The sequence below is a fragment of the Pseudomonas sp. 05L36 genome, from assembly GCF_056398125.1.
This window is the reverse complement of sequence record NZ_JBFTOU010000021.1, coordinates 180,276-197,439: the sequence shown is the minus strand read 5'-3', so window position 1 is coordinate 197,439 and position 17,164 is coordinate 180,276. Positions and strand designations below refer to the sequence as shown.

Here is a 17,164-nt window from a genome sequence, read left to right as displayed (position 1 = left end):
AACGACCTTCGCGAGCAAGCTCGCTCCTACAAAGGGGTGGCGTCAGCTTGGCAGCGTGATCCACACCGCCTTGGTTTCGAGCAGGTAATCGAGCTGCTCGGCGCCCAGGTCCTTGCCGAATCCGGACTGCTTGTAGCCACCGAACGGCATCGACGGATCGAGGGTGCCGTGGGCGTTGACGTAGACCGAGCCTGCTTTCAAGCGTGGAATCAGGCTGTGCACCTTGCCCAGGTCGTTGGAATACAGTGCCGCCGCCAGGCCGTAGGGCGAGTCATTGGCCAGGGCCAGCGCGTCTTCCTCGTCGTCGAACGGTGCGGTGACCAGCACCGGGCCGAAGATTTCTTCCTGGACAATGCGCATGTCGTTGCGGCAATTGGCGAAGATGGTCGGCTCGACGAAGAAGCCCGGGCCATCGACCGGTTGGCCGCCGTAGACCAGTTCGGCGCCTTCGGCCTTGCCGGTTTCGATGTACTCGGTTACGCGCTGCTTTTGCAGGGCCGAAACCAGCGGGCCGATGAAGCAATCAGGATCCAGGCCCGGGGCCATTTTCAGGGTGCGCGTGTAGGCGATCAGCTCACGCAGGAATTCGTCGTAGACACTGCTATGAATATAGGCCCGTGTACCGGCGTCGCATACCTGCCCGGAGTTGAAAAACACGCCGTTGGCGACCGCTTGGGCGGCGGCCGGGATGTCGGCGTCGGCGCAGACGATGACCGGTGATTTACCACCGAGTTCGAGGGTCAGGCGCTTCATGTCATCCAGCGCTGCACGGCCGACAGTCTGGCCGACCGGGGTCGAACCGGTGAAGGTCAGTTTGTCGATGCCCGGGTGGGTGGCCATGGCCGCACCGACCACGCTGCCGCGCCCGGTGACGATGTTGATCACGCCATCAGGGATGCCCGCTTCCTGTACCAATTCAGCGAAACGCAGGGCCGACAACGAGGTCAGCTCCGCAGGCTTGACCACCACGGTGCATCCGGTCGCCAGTGCCGCGCCGAGCTTCCAGGCCATGGTTTGCAGCGGGAAGTTCCACGGCACGATGGCGCCGACTACGCCCACCGCTTCCTTGCGGGTATAGGCCAGGTAATTGCCCGGCAGCGAAGGCTCGACGGTACGGCCGTGCAGCTTGGTGGCCCAACCGGCGAAGTAACGCAGGGTATCGACGGTGCCCTGGATGTCCACGTCCTTGGCGAAGGCAACCGATTTACCCATGTCGATGGATTCGATTTCCGCCAGCTCCGCGGCGTTCTGCTCGATCAGGTCAGCCAGGCGCTGCATCATGCGCTCGCGTTCGGCCGGTTTGGCCTGACGCCAGACGCCGCCGTCGAACTGCGCGCGTGCGGCTTGCACGGCGCGGTCCAGGTCATCGGTGGTGCCCATGGGAATGCGGGTGATCAGGCCTTCGGTCGAAGGTTCGATCACATCGGAAGTCTGGCCGTCGCTGGCTTCGACCCAGGCGCCGCCGATGAACATTTTCTGGACCTTGCTGAGGAAGGTCTGGGTGGCTTCGCTGACGCCGAATTTCTGCAGGTAACTTTTGACGATCGTGTCCATTTTTGTTCTCTCTGCCCGGCAGTCAGAGCCTGCCGGGTCACTGGTTTCGATGATCAGGCTGATGCGGCTTCGCTCTCGGCGGCTGCCCGCACCTTGCCACGCTCGTGGAAGATGAAACCGATGCTGTTGAGCAGCAGTTGCGCGGCGAGGATCGAGGTCATGCCGGTCGGGTCGTACACCGGTGCCACTTCCACCAGGTCCATGCCGACGATGTTGCCTTTGCTGCGCTTGGCCAGGGCCTGGATGATTTCCAGCACTTCGTAGTAGAGAAAGCCGCCGTGGCTCGGGGTGCCGGTGCCAGGGGCGATGGACGGGTCGAAACCGTCGATGTCGATGGTGATGTAGTAGTTGATGTTCTGCGGGATCAGCGCCAGCACACCCTCGACACCGAGGCGGCGCACATCGCGCACCGAGAGGATTTTCGAGCCGGCTTCGTGGGCCGCTTCATAGTCATCACGGTTGGACGACGACACGTTGCGGATGCCCATCTGGGTCATGCCGACAATGTGGTTCATTTCCGAGGCGCGGCGCAGCGGGTTGCCGTGGCCGTAGCGCACACCGTGGCGTTCGTCGACGAAGTCCAGGTGCGCATCGAAGTGGATGATGTGGATCGGGCCGCGGCCTTCGAAGGCCTTGATCACTGGCGCGTGCACCGAGTGGTCACCGCCGAGTACTACCGGCATCACGCCGGCATCGAGGATCTTGCGCACGGCGTATTCGGTGTTCTTGTTGCTGGTGGCCATGTCGGTATGGACGATGTCGGCATCACCGACGTCGACCATGCGCACGTCCGATGCGGTGAGGTACATCACGTCATCTTCGTGGTCGTAGGCGCCGGCGTGACCGAAGGAAAACAGCGTCGATGCTTCGCGAATCCCGCGTGGTCCGAAGCGTGCGCCGGAGCGCCACTGGGTACCCATGTCGTTGGGCACGCCGAGCACCGCGACGTCGGCATCCAGTGCATCCCAATCGGTGCACACCGGGGATTTGCCAAAGGTGCAATGACCTACGAATGGCAGGTTCAGGCGACCGGATTCATAACCGTTGTTCGACATTTCTAGCCTCTCCACTTCTTGTTATCGGCTTGACGGACTGCAAGGCGACCGCCGTTGGAAAGACTATGGGCGCAGGTTTTCGTGGAAAAAATGCTAAACATCAGATACTCATATCGGCATTCCCGATGCATCCACAGGCCGGAGGTCCAAGATGATCCAGCTGCACGATGTCGACCTGAAACTGCTCAGGGTGTTTGCCACGATTGTGCGCTGCGGGGGTTTCTCGGCCGCGCAGGCGGCGCTCAATGCCGGGCAGTCGACCATCAGCGAACAGATGACCCACCTGGAAACCCGCCTCGGGGTCAAACTCTGCCAGCGCGGGCGCAGTGGCTTCCGCCTGACCGAACAAGGGGTGGCGATTCATGAAGCCACCCAGCGCCTGCTGTCGGCGGTGGAAAACTTCTGCATGGACGCCGATGTACTCAAGCAGCACATCAGCGGCAAGCTCAACCTGGGGATCATCGACACCACGATCACCGACCCCGACTCGCCGATTCCACGCACCACCCAGCGTTTCGTCTCCCGCGGGCATGACGTGCACCTGAACGTTTACGTCGGCACCCCGGCGGAACTCGAGGAACGGGTGCTCGACGGTCGCCTTCATCTCGCCATCGGGCACTTCCCGATCCATGTGCCGGGGTTGCTGCAATCGCCGCTGTACCAGGAAGCCCTGGGCTTGTATTGCGGGCGGCGTCACCCCTTGTACGGCAGCCACGCCGAAGGTGAGGAACTGCTCGAAGAAGTCGCTGCCGGGCGGATCGTCGTGCGCGGCTACATGCAGCAATACGACCTCGAACACCTGGGCGTGAGCAAGGCGGCAGCCACCGTGGACAACATCGAAGCCACGGCGATCCTGATCATTTCCGGTGCCTACCTGGGCTTTCTGCCTGAGCACTTCGCCGCCCAGTGGGTCAAGAGCGGTGAGATGCACCAGTTGGCCCCCGGGAGTCTGCGTCTGAAATCGCCGTTCGACGTGATCACCCGGCGCGGCATTGCACCGCCGCCGATCCTCCAGGCGTTCCTCGAGGACCTGGCCGCCAGCGCCCGTAAAACCGCCAAGCCGTGATGTGACGCTCGCCAAATTCAAATTTTGCCGGGCATACTGATTTTAGTTCGCCAACCTTGCAGGCCCGTCATGCGCATCCACGTCACCTTCATCGACCGCGTCGGCATCACCCAGGAAGTGCTGGCCCTGCTCGGTGGACGCAGTTTCAACCTGGACGCGGTGGAGATGGTCCCGCCGAACGTTTACATCGACGCCCCGACCCTTGGCGCCGAGGTGCTGGAGGAGCTGCGCGAAGCGCTGTTCGACGTGCGCGGCGTGCAAGCGGTGACCATGGTCGACATCCTTCCGGGGCAACGCCGGCGCCTGCAACTGGACGCGTTGCTGGCCGCCAGTTCCGACCCGGTGCTGGCGGTGGATGACCGAGGTCACGTGTTGCTGGCCAACCCGGCGCTGATCGCTCTGTGCGGACGCGAACCGGCCGGTGAATCGCTGACCGCGCTGTTCGACGATGCCGATTTGCAGCGCACCTTGATCGCTCAGCATTTCCGCCTGCCGATGCACGAGGTCAGCCTAGGCGGCCAGACCTTGCTCCTCGACGCGATGCCGATCACCGACGCCGGCGCCCTGCTCACCCTGTATCAACCGAACCGCATTGGTGAACGCCTGTCGGCGCTGCACCATGACCATGCCGAAGGCTTCGATGCGCTGCTTGGCGAATCGCCGCCGATCCGTGCGCTCAAGGCCCGCGCGCAACGGGTGGCGGCCCTCGATGCGCCGTTGCTGATCCAGGGTGAAACCGGCACCGGCAAGGAGCTGGTGGCCCGCGCCTGTCATGCCATCAGCCCACGGCACGATGCGCCGTTTCTGGCCCTCAACTGTGCGGCGCTGCCGGAGAGCCTGGCCGAGAGCGAGTTGTTCGGCTACGCCCCCGGCGCCTTCACCGGCGCGCAACGGGGCGGCAAGCTCGGCCTGCTGGAACTGGCCGATCAGGGCACGGTGTTCCTCGATGAAGTAGGGGAAATGTCGCCCTACCTGCAAGCCAAGTTGCTGCGGTTTTTGAGCGATGGCTGCTTCCGCCGGGTCGGTGGCGACAAAGAGGTCCGGGTCAATGTGCGGGTGCTCAGCGCCACCCACCGTGACCTGGAAAAAATGGTCGCCGAAGGGCGTTTTCGCGAAGACCTGTTCTACCGCCTCAACGTGCTCAACCTGCAAGTGCCGCCGCTGCGCGAGCGCGGGCACGACATCCTGCTGATGGCCAATCACTTCATGCAACAGGCCTGCGCGCAGATCCAGCGACCGGCGTGTCGTTTGGCACCGAGTACCTTCAGCGCCCTGCTCGGCAACCGCTGGCCGGGCAACGTGCGGCAACTGCAAAACGTGATCTTTCGCGCGGCGGCGATTTGCGAAAATCCGCTGGTGGACATCGATGACCTCGACATTGCGCGCACGGCGGTAGAGCGGCAAAACGACGGCGAAGTCGGCAGCCTGGAAGAGGCGGTTGGCGACTTCGAAAAGAACCTGCTGGAACAGCTTTATCTCAGCTATCCGTCCAGCCGGTTGTTGGCGGCGCGGTTGCAGACGTCCCATAGCGCCATTGCGATTCGCTTGCGCAAGTACGGGATTCCCGCCAAGCCCTGAGTGATCTGTCGGAACATATTTTCACCGACAACACATTCCCCTGTGGGAGCGAGCTTGCTCGCGATGAGGCCGTGTCAGTCGATATCAATTTTGCCTGTCACACCGCAATCGCGAGCAAGCTCGCTCCCACAGGGGATCAGTGGTGTTGCTGAATTCTTCGTCTTCAAATCGATACAGCGTAGCGAAATCAAGACAACCTTGCCCTGCCAGCAATCACGGTGCTTGCGTCCAAGGCTTCACCTGCCTGTATTGATTTCAATACAACGTTAGTCGTCGCCATTTCGAAAAAACCTATCAAGCCGTTGATTTTAAACAACTAATCAACATTGGCACCGCCCTTGCTATCTCAACCTCAGCCCCGCTCGTTGCCCTGCCACGAGCCCTGAATGCGTCCAAAACAATAAGGAACTGAGATGAGCCAATTGCGTTTCACAGTCGATCACGAATGGCTGCGGCTTGACGCCGATGGCCTGGTCACCGTCGGCATCACGGCGTTTGCCCAGCAGGCGCTGGGGGATGTGGTGTTCGTTCAAGTGCCTGAACTGGGCGCCTTCGATGCAGGCGCTGAAGTGTCGGTGCTGGAATCGGTGAAAGCCGCCAGCAGTATCGGCATGCCGCTGGACGGTGAAGTGGTCGAGATCAACTCGACGCTGGAGAGCACCCCGGAACTGGTCAACGAAGACCCATTGGGCGAAGGCTGGTTCTTTCGCTTCAAACCGGTCGATGTAGAGGCGTTGAGCGATCTACTGGATCAAGACGCCTATGAACGCCTGACCGCAGAACACGCCGACGCTTGAAGCCCCCGAATCCAGAAAAAGGACCACACCATGTTCAGCAAGCACGACCAGATCAAAGGCTATGACGACGAACTGCTGGCGGCGATGAACGCCGAGGATGAGCGGCAGGAACACCACATCGAACTGATTGCCTCGGAAAACTACACCAGCCAGCGGGTGATGGAGGCACAAGGCAGCGGCCTGACCAACAAGTACGCCGAAGGGTATCCGGGCAAGCGTTACTACGGCGGCTGCGAACACGTCGATGTGGTCGAGCAACTGGCCATCGACCGCGCCAAACAACTGTTCGGCGCCGACTACGTCAACGTCCAGCCGCACTCCGGCAGCCAGGCCAACGCGGCGGTTTATCTGGCGTTGCTGCAAGCCGGCGACACCGTGCTGGGCATGAGCCTGGCCCACGGCGGTCACCTGACCCACGGTGCCAAGGTGAGCTTTTCCGGCAAGCTGTACAACGCCGTGCAGTACGGCATCGACACCAGCACCGGCCTGATCGATTACGACGAAGTCGAGCGCCTGGCGGTCGAGCACCAGCCGAAGATGATCATCGCCGGGTTCTCGGCCTATTCGAAGACTCTGGACTTCCCGCGTTTCCGCCAGATCGCCGACAAGGTCGGCGCCTGGTTCTTCGTCGACATGGCCCACGTCGCCGGTCTGGTGGCCACGGGTCTGTACCCGAACCCGCTGCCCTTCGCCGATGTGGTCACCACCACCACGCACAAGACCCTGCGCGGCCCGCGTGGCGGTCTGATTCTGGCCAAGGCCAATCCCGAATTGGAGAAAAAGCTCAACGCCGCGGTGTTCCCCGGCGGTCAGGGTGGCCCACTGATGCACGTGATCGCCGCCAAGGCCGTGTGCTTCAAGGAAGCGCTGGAGCCGGCATTCAAGACCTATCAGGCGCAAGTGATCCGTAACGCCCAGGCCATGGCGCAGGTGTTTATCGAGCGCGGTTACGACGTGGTGTCCGGCGGCACGGATAACCACCTGTTCCTGGTCAGCCTGATCCGCCAGGGCCTGACCGGCAAGGACGCCGACGCCGCCCTCGGCCGTGCCGGCATCACCGTGAACAAGAACGCCGTGCCCAACGATCCGCAATCGCCGTTCGTGACCTCCGGCCTGCGCATTGGTACGCCGGCGATCACCAGCCGTGGCTTCAAGGAAGCGCAGAGCATTGCGTTGGCCGGCTGGATCTGCGACATCCTCGATCACCTCGGCGATGCCGATATCGAGGCCAATGTCGCTCGACAAGCCGCCGCCCTGTGTGCCGACTTCCCGGTCTACCGCGACTGAGCACACCACACACCCCCTGTAGGAGCGAGCTTGCTCGCGAAGAACCCAAAGGCACCGCGTTAATCCTGAATGCGCGCGTAATCGTTGGCGACCATCGCGAGCAAGCTCGCTCCTACAGGTTCTGTGCACAAGGAAATAACGATGAATGCCATTGTCGAATCGACCGGCAAGAGCCCGGCCAAAGTAGAAGTCGGCACCAAGCTACGCGGCGCGGAAAAGGTCGCGCGGATACCGGTGAAGATCATTCCCACGGATGAATTCCCGCGCAAACCCGACTGGATTCGCGTGCGCATGCCGATCTCTCCCGAGGTCGACCGGATCAAGCAACTGCTGCGCAAGCACAAGCTGCACAGCGTCTGCGAAGAAGCCTCGTGCCCCAACCTCGGTGAATGTTTCTCCGGTGGCACCGCGACCTTCATGATCATGGGCGATATCTGCACCCGCCGTTGCCCGTTCTGCGATGTCGGTCATGGCCGCCCCAAACCTCTGGACACCAACGAGCCAATGAACCTGGCCGTGGCCATCGCCGAACTGCGCCTGAAATACGTGGTGATCACCTCAGTGGATCGCGACGATTTGCGCGACGGTGGCGCCCGGCACTTTGTCGATTGTCTGCGGGAAATCCGCAAGCTGTCGCCCGGCGTGCAACTGGAAACCCTGGTGCCGGACTATCGCGGACGCATGGACGTGGCCCTGGCGATCACCGCCCATGAGCCGCCGGATGTGTTCAACCACAACCTGGAAACCGTACCGCGCCTGTACAAGGCCGCGCGGCCGGGTTCGGACTTCGAGTGGTCGCTGGACCTGCTGCAAAAATTCAAGCACGCGGTACCCCATGTGCCGACCAAGTCCGGCCTGATGCTGGGACTGGGCGAAACCGACGAGGAAGTCATCGAGGTCATGCAACGCATGCGCGAGCACGACATCGACATGCTGACCCTCGGCCAGTACCTGCAACCGTCCCGCAGTCACTTGCCGGTACAGCGCTTCGTGCATCCCGACACCTTTGCCTGGTTCGCCGAGGAAGGCACGCGCATGGGCTTCAAGAACGTAGCGTCCGGGCCGCTGGTGCGTTCGTCCTATCACGCCGATCAACAACTTCATGGAGGTACGGACGGTTTCAAGCCATGATGGAATGACTGGTCATGCATGGAGCCGTTCCCGATGTCGCGTTCACCCTGTTTGTTGCTGCTGTGCCTGAGCCTTGCCACGCCGTGCATGGCCGACGAGGCGAAACCCGGGCACATGGTGTATGTGCGCAGCGTCGCCCCGGGCATCGAGCAGGACATCCGCTACGCCAGCGCGCACAACTTCACCGGGCACCCGCTCGACGGTTACCAGGCGGCGGAGTGTCTGTTGTCGGAGGACGCTGCAAAGGCATTGGCCCGAGTGCAAAGCTCACTGAAAGCCGAAGGCTACGGCTTGAAGGTATTCGACTGCTATCGACCCAAGCGCGCGGTGGCGGACATGGGCCGCTTCGCCACCGAACCCGGTGACCCGCTGAAGACCGAGTTCTATCCACGGGTCGACAAGCAGGACTTCTGGCGCCTGGGTTATGTGGCCCGGGTGTCCAACCACTCCCGAGGCAACACCGTCGACCTGACGCTGACCGGCCCCGACGCCCTGCTCGCCGACACCTGGACGCCTTCGGTCACGCCAGTGGATTGCACCGCCCCTTACGGCCAGCGCTGGCACGACGGCGCGCTCGACATGGGCACCGGTTTCGATTGCTTCGATGAGCGGGCCCACACCGACTCGGCGCTGATCAACGCCACGGCCAAAGCCAATCGCCAGCGCCTGACCAGTGCCATGACCAAGGAAGGCTTTGTGGGTTATTCGGCCGAGTGGTGGCACTTCACGTACAGCGGGAATCCGCAGAAGCCGGACGTCATGGACTTCCCCATCACGCCGCTTGCACCATGAACATTCTGCTCAAGACCCTGTTGGTGACGTTTTTTCCGCTGGCCGCAATGGCCCAGGGACTCGACGGCAGCGACCAACTGATCGTGGTCACCAGCAAAAACTGGGATGACGTTCAGGCCACTGCCCAGCGCTATGAACGGCGCGGCAAGACCTTTGAAAAGTTCGAAGCGCCGTTTGCAGTGGTGCTCGGCAAAAACGGCATGGGCTGGGGCAAAGGCCAACTCGACACCGGGCAACCTGAAGGCCCGGTCAAACAGGAAGGCGACGGCAAGGCACCGGCTGGAATGTTCAAGCTGGGTACGGCATTTGGCTACGAACCTTCCGCCGACACCCGCCTGCCCTATCTGTCGCTGACACCGACCATCGAATGCGTGGATGACAGCCAATCGGCTCGCTACAACCAACTGGTCGATGGCTCGGTGGTTGCCAAGGACTGGAGCAGTTCCGAACGCATGCGCCGCAGCGATGACTTGTACCACCAGGGCATTTTCATCCAGCACAACACCCCGGCCACTCCCACCGCCGGCTCGTGCATTTTCTTCCACATCTGGCGCGGCCCCACGGCGCCGACCCGTGGCTGTACGGCCATGGACCCGGCGAACATCGCACGGTTGTTCGATTGGCTCAACCCAAGTAAATCCCCGGTGCTGGTGCAACTGCCTGAAGCGCAGTACGAACGGTTGCGTGAGCGCTGGAAACTACCAAAGCGCTAGTCAACGCTGGCCCCCTCGCCACAAAAGCTGGTATTAACCCCGCTCAACCACCACCGCACTCATTGACGGCTTGGCCAGCGCGTAATAGATCACACCCGGCACCAGCAGCCCGACGATCCAGGAAATGTCCACGCCGCCCAGTTGCGCAACCATCGGCCCGGAGTAGAAATGGGTATCGACAAAGGGCAACTGGATCAACACGCCGATCACGTACACGCTGATCCCCAAGACGTTCCAGCGACCGTAGCGCCCTGCCGGGTCGGACAGCGCCGGGATGTCGTAACGCTCCTTGTTGATGAAGTAGTAATCCACCAGGTTGATCGCGCTCCACGGGGTGAAGAACGTCAGCAAAAACAGGATGAAGTACTTGAACGAGCTGAGGAACGAGTACTGCCCCAGCAATGCCAGCGTGGTGGATGCCGCGACAATCAGCAGCACGAACAACATGCGCTGGCGGGCGGTGATCTCCAGGCGACGACGAAAGCCACTGATGATGGTGGCGATGCACATGAAACTGCCGTAGGCGTTGAGGGTGGACACCGTGACCTTGCCGAAGACAATGCTCAGGTACAGCAAGGACGCGATCACCCCGGTGCTGCCCAGGCCGACAATGGTCGCCACTTCGTGCCCACGGAAATTCGCCCCGGCCAGTGCGGCGGCGAACACCCCCAGCACCATCGAAGTCTGCGCTCCCAGCACCGTGCCGAGGCCGACAGCGGCGAAGGTTTTCCACGACGAAGTCTTGCTCGGCAGGTAGCGCGAGTAGTCCGCCACGTAAGGGCCGAAGGCGATCTGCCAGGACGCCGAGAGCGACACCGCCAGCAGGAAGGTGCTCCAGCCGAAATGACGATTGTCAAGCAGCAGGCCGATGTCGTTGAGGGTCATCAACCGGGTGAACAGGTAGGCGAAGGCGATGATGCCCAGCACGCTGGCCACCCGCCCGACCAGGTGAATCACCCGATACCCGAAGATCGTCAGGAACGCGATACACGCGGCGAAAATCAGGATGCCGGCGCTGTCGCTGACACTGATCAACTGCGCAATCGCCTGCCCCGACAACACTGCGCCGGTGGCGCTGAAACCCAGGTACATCAGGCACACCAGAACAATCGGGATCGCCGCGCCATACACGCCGAACTGCACTCGGCTGGAGATCATCTGCGGCAGCCCGAGCTTCGGCCCTTGTGCCGCGTGCAGCGCCACCACGGCACCGCCGAGCACTTGCCCGATCAGCAAGCCGATCAGCGACCAGAACACATCGCCACCCAGTACCACCGCCAGGGCACCGGTGACGATAGCGGTGATCTGCAGGTTGGCGCCGAGCCACAGGGTGAACTGGCTGTAGAGGCTGCCGTGACGCTCAGCCTCGGGAATGAAATCAATCGAGCGGGTCTCGATCAGGGGACTGCGTTGCGCACTCATGACGATGTTTCCTTTGAGGAACTGTTTTTGTTGTCGGGGATGAACTTAGAAGGTCTTGGTGGCACTGGCAACGACCGTGGCCGAGCACAGGTCGTCATAGCCGTACCAACTGGCGCACTCGCTTTTCGACAAGTCCGTGTCGATATAGCTCAGGCCCCAGGTGACGCCGACGAAGTCGCGGGTCAGCTTGGCTTCCCACTCGTAGTAAGACTCACGGCTATCGCCACTGGCGGACCAGAACGCGGGGTCATTCACATCGTTGCGCCCAAAGCGCAAGTCCAGGCCGACTTCGGCCGGCAAATCGATTTTGTAGCCCAGGTAGGTGTAAAGGGTGTCCTGGTCCTCGCCGAAGAAATTCGGCGTGTCCTTGGAGTAATAGGCACCCAGCTTCACGCCGTACAGGTCGAGGACGGCGTAGACCTCGCTGAGGTTGAATTCTGAATTCTTCGGGTAGTCGTACTTGATGTAGCCCAGATCCAGGCTGATCGCGTCGGTCGCCTGCCAGTAGTAACCCGCGTAGTACTCAAGCTCCTGCCGGGTATCGAAGCCGCCACCGAAATCAACATTGGAGGTCCAGGCGCCGATGTACAGGCCGCTGCTGTGCAGCAGCGTTGCGCCGCCCTGCACCGCCGGATCGCCCAGGGTTTGCGAGATGCCGCGGGTACGGTAGTCGCTGACGACGCCCAGGGTCATGTCCAGGCTGAAATCATCGTTGAGGGCCAGGGCCTGGCTGGTCAGGGGGGCCAGTGCCAGCGCGGCGAGGGTCAATGCTGAAAATGCGTTCATACAGTTCTCTTGTTGTTATGGCGTACGGGGAATTTCAGGCATGGCGATGCCAGGCCCCTCGCGCTACGAGGGGCTGGCAGTTTTTTGCGTGTGCTGGGTGTACGCAGGTCAGGACGCGGGGGCGTAGACCTGCTTGCCGGCGAAGAAAGTGTTCAGGACTTTGGTTTCGAACAGGTCGTCATCGCTGACCTTGAACACATCACGGTCGAGGATGATCAGGTCAGCCTGCTTGCCTGGTGCCAGCGAACCGATCTGCTTGTCCAGGCGCAGGGTTTTCGCCGCGTTGAGGGTATAGGCGTAGAACATGGTCTGGCGGTCGATGCTTTCCTTGGCATTGAGTACGCCCAACGGACCTTTGCGCGTGCTGGCCTGGGCAATGGCGTTGAACGGGTTGGCGCTCGACACCGGCCAGTCGCTGCCACCGGCAATCGTCGCGCCGGCGTTATGCAGGGACCGCGCGGGATACTGGTAACCGTAGGCAAAGGCGCTGATGTAGGGCTTGACCAGTTCGACGGTGTAGGACTCGCCGGTGGCCCACAGCAGTTGCATCGAAGCGATCACGCCCAGTTGCTTGAAGCGTGGAAACTCCTTGGGATTAACCAGTTGCAAGTGCGCGATGCTGTGCGGCACCGGCGTCGGGCTGAGCTTGCGCGCATACGCCACGCCATTGAGCGCTTCACGCACCGCACGGTCGCCGACGGCGTGCATGTGCACGATCCAGCCGCGTTTTTCCGCCGCCACCACCAGTTCGCCAAAGTGCGCCGGGTCGGTCAGCAACTGACCATTTTTATGGCTATTCTTGAACGGCACGATGACCGCTGCGGTTTGCCCCGGGAATTCGAGAATGCCGTCGACAAACACCTTGATGCCGGGGAACGTCAGGTTTGGCACGCCCTCGAACTGCTTCATCACCGTGGCGATCACTTCCAGGTCGGCAGGTTTGCTCTTCGGGTTGGTGACCATCAGCGCGGCGACGTGGGCACTGAGTTCGCCGTTCTGCGCCAGCTCCTTGTACAGCGGCAGTACGCCGACACTTTCCGCGGTGGCATGGAAATCGAACAGCGAATCTTCACTGCCGCCGTTCGCCGCCGCGTCCATCCAGGCGGTGACGCCGAATTGATTGTTGATCTTCACCGCCTCGCGAGCGGCCTTGAGCATGGACTCCGGGCTGGGCGCCGGAATACCATTGCGCACCACGTCCCAGCGGGATTCGGCGAAGTAGCCGTTAGGGGTGAAGTCCGCCTCATGGCCGATGTAGCCGCGTTCTTTTTCCGGCAGGCTTTTCACCAATGCCGCGTCGATGTTCAGACGCTTGAGCATCGCGTTGTTGGCCCAACCGGTGTGGCCATCGATGCCGCTGAAAACGATGGGCTGATCGGCCCAGCGTCCCTGGTTGAACACCTTGCCCAGTTCACGGCTCTTCTCCCAATAGGCCGAACTGACCCCGGCCACACTGATCACATCGCCGGACCGGGCACGTCCGGCCTTGTCTTCTTCGATCAACCATTGCTCCAGTTCCGGCAAGGGTTTGACCTCGTCCAGCAGGTTGGCCTTCATGCTGTCGAAAGCGCCCGAGACCGGGTGGCTGTGGGTGTCGATCATGCCCGGCATCAACACTTTGCCCGCCAGGTCGATGCGCTGGGTCTTGGCATCGGCCAGGGCATTGATTTCGGCATCGCTGCCCACTTTCAGAATCTTGCCGTCTTGCACCGCAACAGCCTGCACCAGCGCCTGGCCGGGTTCGGCGGTAAAGACCTTGCCGTTGAACAACACCAGGTCAGCGGCGGCCATCGCTTGTACCGAGGACAAGGCCAGCGCGGCGGCCAACAGGTTTGGAATGAATCGCATCGGAACGCTCTCTGGTTTTTATTGGACGGATCGGGAAGTGACGACTTGGGAAGCAACCTGCGGCGCCAGCCCAAGGAACGGCGCCTTGGCCCACACGACCTTGCCGCCGACCAGCGTCAGCAGCACGTCATTGCGGCCCAGTTCCTCCTCGGGCACCTGCATGAAGTTCTTGTCGAGCACGATCAGGTCAGCGAACTTGCCGACTTCGACCGAACCCAGCACCGCATCGAGCTTCAGCTGTTCGGCGGAACCGAGGGTGATGCTGCGCAGCACTTCGGCTCGCGACAGCGCCGGATCGGCATTGAGTCGCCCGGCATATTTGGGCCCATAGCTGTGCGGATTGGTGGGGTCGCCGGAACGGGTGACACCGACTTTCAGCGCCAGGAATTCATCCAGCGGATCGACCGGCCAATCGCTGCCAAACGCCACTCGACCGCCGGCATGGGCGATGCTGCCCGAGGGTTCCATACGCGCAAATCGCGCGGCGCCAAGGTGATCACTGGTGCCGTCGACCGTGGACGGTGCCTGCTGTGCCCACTGGAACGACATGGTGGCCGTGACGTCCAGTGCCTTGAAGCGCGAATAGTCGGCAGGATCGACAGACTCGGCGTGCGCGATGGCCGGACGGAAATCAGTACCGGGCAGTTCCTTGCGCACGTAGGCGACGCTGTCCAGTGCATCGCGCACCGCGCGCTCGCCGGTAGCGTGCAGGTGCGGATCGAGACCGGCCTTGACCGCTTGCAGCAACAACGGATTGAGCACTTGCGGCGGGAAGTACAGTTCGCCCAGGTTCTTGCCCGGCGTCCACTTCGGCGCCTGGTCGGTGCCGCTGTTGTGCAGGTACGGGGTCAACATGGCGCCGGTGTCCGCCGGGGCATTGATGATGCCGTCCATGAACAGTTTGACGTGGCGCATGTTCACGCCCGGCGCGACATGCACTTCGCCTTGGTCGTAGGTACTGGCCAGGGCCTTGGCCTCGGCGATGGTTTTCACCGGGTCGGCGGCAGCGGCGGCCGGGTCCAGCTTGATCGCCAGCAAGGCCCGGGCTGTCAGCTCGCCGGACTTTTGCAGGCTGGTGAAGGCTTTGCCGTTTTCCGGGCCGGACAGCGCATCGAAGAAACTGGTGATGCCTTGCTGGCGCATGGCGTCGAGGGCTGCGCGAACCTGATTGAGTTTTTCCGCGTCGGTCGCAGGCGGGACCACGGCGGCCAACGATTCGGCGGCGCCGTCTTCACAGATGCCGTTCGGGTTGCCGGCGCTGTCGCGCCGGTATTTGCCGTCTTCGGGGTCGGCGGTGTTCTTGTTGATGCCGGCCAGTTCCAGGCCGCGAGAGTTGGTCAGCACGGTGTGGAAGTCGGTGGAGCGCACCTGGATCGGACGCTGGGTCTTGAGCGCGTCCAGGGTCGATTTGTCAGCGTCGCCATCGAGCCCGGTCATCCCCATGCGATCCCAGCTGCCGACTTCCAGCCAGACGTCCGGGCCCTTGTCCTTGTCGGCATCGAGGCAGGCCTGGATGCTCGTCTGAAACTGCGCGCGGGTCATGGTCTGGTATTTCAGGTCGCACAAGGTCATGGCGCGGCCGCCATCCCCCGGGTGCATGTGCGCATCGACGAAGCCCGGCATCAGCATGCGCCCGGCCAGGTCGATCAGTTGTGTTTGCTTGCCGATGTAGCCGTCGACCCCGGCATCGCTGCCGACATAGACGATCTTGCCCCCCGAAATGGCAATGGCCTGCTGCACGGAATTCTGGCCATCGACGGTGTAGACGTAGCCATTGCGCATGACCGTGTCGGCGGGTGTCGCCGCCAATGCCACGCAGGAAAACGCCGTTGTCGACGCAATGGCGATGAACAACCTGGAAAGTCTCAAATGCCTCACCCCTGTTCTTATTGTTTTGAAGCGGCCCGAAGCGACTGCGTCAGCCCCTGATAGACAGGGCCTACCCTATAGGGCGCAGCGTGCGAATGGACCTCTGCAAATGAGGAGGGGTCAGGCAAATAATTGAAACGGCTGGGATTAATCCCGGCGCACGGACTCCGCCAGCGCGCCTGGCGAACGCAGGACGGAGCCCAGTTCCACCTTGCTTTTCACACCGAGCTGCAAGTAGCAATTACGCAAATAGGTGCGCACGGTCGCGGGGCTCAGGGCGAGCATTTTGGCGATCTCCTTGTAGGAGTGGCCGGCGGCGAACAGCATCGCTGCCGTGCGCTCCCGAGGTGCCAGGCCGTCCCCGCCGGACGGCGCTTCGAGGGACAGGATGACGTGTTCGGCGTTGGGGCTCAGGGTCAGGGCGCAGCGGCCCAGGCGGATCACGCAGGGCGCCTTCGACAGTTGCGCGATCACCTCGCCCGGCAGCATCGAACCGCTCCAGCCGGGTAATTCGCGTTGAATGGCGGCGCACAACCTGGCGCCCACATACAGCAGACTGCCGTCCATGCGCGCGACGCCAAAATCACTCGCGCCGTTTTCGCTATCGAAGCGAATCATGTCCTGCACCTGGAACCGCCACAGCTGGAACAGGTGATCGCAAAAGGCCGCAAACAAACCGGCCTCGGTTGTGCTGAACGACTGCTCATGCCGGCCCCGGTACAGGCAGACAAAGAACATCAAGCCACTTTCGGGTAACTCGTAGGTGATGCACATCAGGTGGTAGAGGTCATGGCGCCGGGCGAACTCATTGACCGCTTCGCAAGGGTCGTTGAAGCCGCTGTCGCGCAATACCTCGCCGGGCTGATTCAACGTGTCGTGAGAGAATTTGTCATTGGCTGCCACCGGATGCCACTCGGCGGCAAAGGATTCGGGGAGATTGATGCTGCCATGCATCCAGCTCTGAGGGGGCACATCAGGACCAGGCGTAGACATCTCGCCCCACCAGGCAGACGCGAACGGCACCAGGGGACCGAATGCCTGCAGGCCATCGGCGATGAATCGCGACGCCCCGCTGTCCCGCGCCAGCCGGCCCAGGTGCAATACGCAATGATTGAACGCCTTCAGCGTGGCCAGCGACCTGTTGTCGTCGACCTTGTTTCCCTCCTCCATCGTTGCGATCCCGTTCACTGCATGGTCTGGTGTTTCGACGATGCCATAGCGTCGGGAATGGCGTCCAGCTTGCCGTGACGTCAATAGTTACAAACA

The 17,164-nt window shown here is 62.1% G+C and carries 14 protein-coding genes; 7 read left to right on the top strand and 7 right to left on the bottom strand.

Going from position 1 to position 17,164, the window contains the following annotated elements:
• Positions 1–42: 42 nt before the first annotated feature.
• Together AC1DKH_RS21525 and speB are read right to left on the bottom strand one after the other, a co-directional pair.
• The gene (locus AC1DKH_RS21525; protein WP_477799222.1) at positions 43–1,554 is read right to left on the bottom strand and encodes an aldehyde dehydrogenase family protein; all 1,512 of its coding nucleotides are present in this window, start codon (positions 1,552–1,554) and stop codon (positions 43–45) included.
• Positions 1,555–1,607: 53 nt separating this feature from the next.
• Positions 1,608–2,609 carry an agmatinase gene (gene speB / locus AC1DKH_RS21520; protein WP_477754214.1) on the bottom strand — a complete coding sequence of 334 codons (1,002 nt, stop codon included), beginning with the start codon at positions 2,607–2,609 and terminating at the stop codon, positions 1,608–1,610.
• A 151-nt stretch (positions 2,610–2,760) separates the two neighbouring features.
• Here speB and AC1DKH_RS21515 point away from each other — a divergent pair, with 151 nt between their 5' ends.
• From AC1DKH_RS21515 to AC1DKH_RS21485, 7 genes are all read left to right on the top strand, one after another.
• The gene (locus AC1DKH_RS21515) at positions 2,761–3,675 is read left to right on the top strand and encodes a LysR family transcriptional regulator (protein WP_477799221.1); all 915 of its coding nucleotides are present in this window, start codon (positions 2,761–2,763) and stop codon (positions 3,673–3,675) included.
• A gap of 69 nt (positions 3,676–3,744) precedes the next feature.
• Positions 3,745–5,253 carry a sigma-54-dependent transcriptional regulator gene (locus tag AC1DKH_RS21510; protein WP_477799220.1) on the top strand — a complete coding sequence of 503 codons (1,509 nt, stop codon included), beginning with the start codon at positions 3,745–3,747 and terminating at the stop codon, positions 5,251–5,253.
• Between the two features lie 413 nt (positions 5,254–5,666).
• The gene (gene gcvH, locus AC1DKH_RS21505) at positions 5,667–6,050 is read left to right on the top strand and encodes a glycine cleavage system protein GcvH (protein ID WP_477799219.1); all 384 of its coding nucleotides are present in this window, start codon (positions 5,667–5,669) and stop codon (positions 6,048–6,050) included.
• A 30-nt stretch (positions 6,051–6,080) separates the two neighbouring features.
• Complete coding sequence (gene glyA / locus AC1DKH_RS21500) at positions 6,081–7,337, top strand: serine hydroxymethyltransferase (protein WP_477799218.1); 1,257 nt, start codon at positions 6,081–6,083, stop codon at positions 7,335–7,337.
• Positions 7,338–7,478: 141 nt separating this feature from the next.
• Positions 7,479–8,468, top strand: coding sequence for a lipoyl synthase (gene lipA, locus AC1DKH_RS21495; RefSeq protein ID WP_477799217.1), 990 nt, complete (start codon positions 7,479–7,481; stop codon positions 8,466–8,468).
• A 33-nt stretch (positions 8,469–8,501) separates the two neighbouring features.
• Entirely contained in the window at positions 8,502–9,260 is a 759-nt protein-coding gene (locus AC1DKH_RS21490; protein ID WP_477799216.1) for a M15 family metallopeptidase, read from the top strand.
• Positions 9,257–9,973, top strand: coding sequence for a L,D-transpeptidase family protein (locus AC1DKH_RS21485; RefSeq protein ID WP_477754218.1), 717 nt, complete (start codon positions 9,257–9,259; stop codon positions 9,971–9,973). Before AC1DKH_RS21490 ends, AC1DKH_RS21485 begins: the two co-directional genes overlap by 4 nt.
• Positions 9,974–10,006: 33 nt before the next feature.
• Here AC1DKH_RS21485 and AC1DKH_RS21480 read toward each other — a convergent pair whose 3' ends face one another.
• The 5 genes from AC1DKH_RS21480 to AC1DKH_RS21460 all read right to left on the bottom strand — a co-directional run bounded on the left by AC1DKH_RS21480 (position 10,007) and on the right by AC1DKH_RS21460 (position 17,068).
• On the bottom strand, positions 10,007–11,395 hold the full coding sequence (locus AC1DKH_RS21480; protein WP_477754219.1) for a purine-cytosine permease family protein: 1,389 nt from the start codon (positions 11,393–11,395) through the stop codon (positions 10,007–10,009).
• Positions 11,396–11,440: 45 nt separating this feature from the next.
• Positions 11,441–12,181: a TorF family putative porin gene (locus AC1DKH_RS21475; RefSeq protein ID WP_477754220.1), complete on the bottom strand. Its 741-nt coding sequence runs from the start codon at positions 12,179–12,181 to the stop codon at positions 11,441–11,443.
• Positions 12,182–12,289: 108 nt separating this feature from the next.
• The gene (locus AC1DKH_RS21470) at positions 12,290–14,029 is read right to left on the bottom strand and encodes an amidohydrolase (protein ID WP_477799215.1); all 1,740 of its coding nucleotides are present in this window, start codon (positions 14,027–14,029) and stop codon (positions 12,290–12,292) included.
• 18 nt (positions 14,030–14,047) lie between these two features.
• Positions 14,048–15,898, bottom strand: coding sequence for an amidohydrolase (locus AC1DKH_RS21465; protein ID WP_477799214.1), 1,851 nt, complete (start codon positions 15,896–15,898; stop codon positions 14,048–14,050).
• Between the two features lie 147 nt (positions 15,899–16,045).
• Complete coding sequence (locus AC1DKH_RS21460; protein WP_477799213.1) at positions 16,046–17,068, bottom strand: helix-turn-helix transcriptional regulator; 1,023 nt, start codon at positions 17,066–17,068, stop codon at positions 16,046–16,048.
• Positions 17,069–17,164 lie beyond the last annotated feature (96 nt).

Coding starts and splice junctions, on each gene's coding strand:
- AC1DKH_RS21510 (WP_477799220.1), top strand. CDS start 3,745: ATGCGCATCCACGTCACCTTCATCGACCGCGTCGGCATCACCCAGGAA.
- AC1DKH_RS21470 (WP_477799215.1), bottom strand. CDS start 14,029: ATGCGATTCATTCCAAACCTGTTGGCCGCCGCGCTGGCCTTGTCCTCG.
- AC1DKH_RS21490 (WP_477799216.1), top strand. CDS start 8,502: ATGTCGCGTTCACCCTGTTTGTTGCTGCTGTGCCTGAGCCTTGCCACG.
- AC1DKH_RS21475 (WP_477754220.1), bottom strand. CDS start 12,181: ATGAACGCATTTTCAGCATTGACCCTCGCCGCGCTGGCACTGGCCCCC.
- lipA (WP_477799217.1), top strand. CDS start 7,479: ATGAATGCCATTGTCGAATCGACCGGCAAGAGCCCGGCCAAAGTAGAA.
- AC1DKH_RS21515 (WP_477799221.1), top strand. CDS start 2,761: ATGATCCAGCTGCACGATGTCGACCTGAAACTGCTCAGGGTGTTTGCC.
- AC1DKH_RS21525 (WP_477799222.1), bottom strand. CDS start 1,554: ATGGACACGATCGTCAAAAGTTACCTGCAGAAATTCGGCGTCAGCGAA.
- speB (WP_477754214.1), bottom strand. CDS start 2,609: ATGTCGAACAACGGTTATGAATCCGGTCGCCTGAACCTGCCATTCGTA.
- glyA (WP_477799218.1), top strand. CDS start 6,081: ATGTTCAGCAAGCACGACCAGATCAAAGGCTATGACGACGAACTGCTG.
- gcvH (WP_477799219.1), top strand. CDS start 5,667: ATGAGCCAATTGCGTTTCACAGTCGATCACGAATGGCTGCGGCTTGAC.
- AC1DKH_RS21460 (WP_477799213.1), bottom strand. CDS start 17,068: ATGGAGGAGGGAAACAAGGTCGACGACAACAGGTCGCTGGCCACGCTG.
- AC1DKH_RS21480 (WP_477754219.1), bottom strand. CDS start 11,395: ATGAGTGCGCAACGCAGTCCCCTGATCGAGACCCGCTCGATTGATTTC.
- AC1DKH_RS21485 (WP_477754218.1), top strand. CDS start 9,257: ATGAACATTCTGCTCAAGACCCTGTTGGTGACGTTTTTTCCGCTGGCC.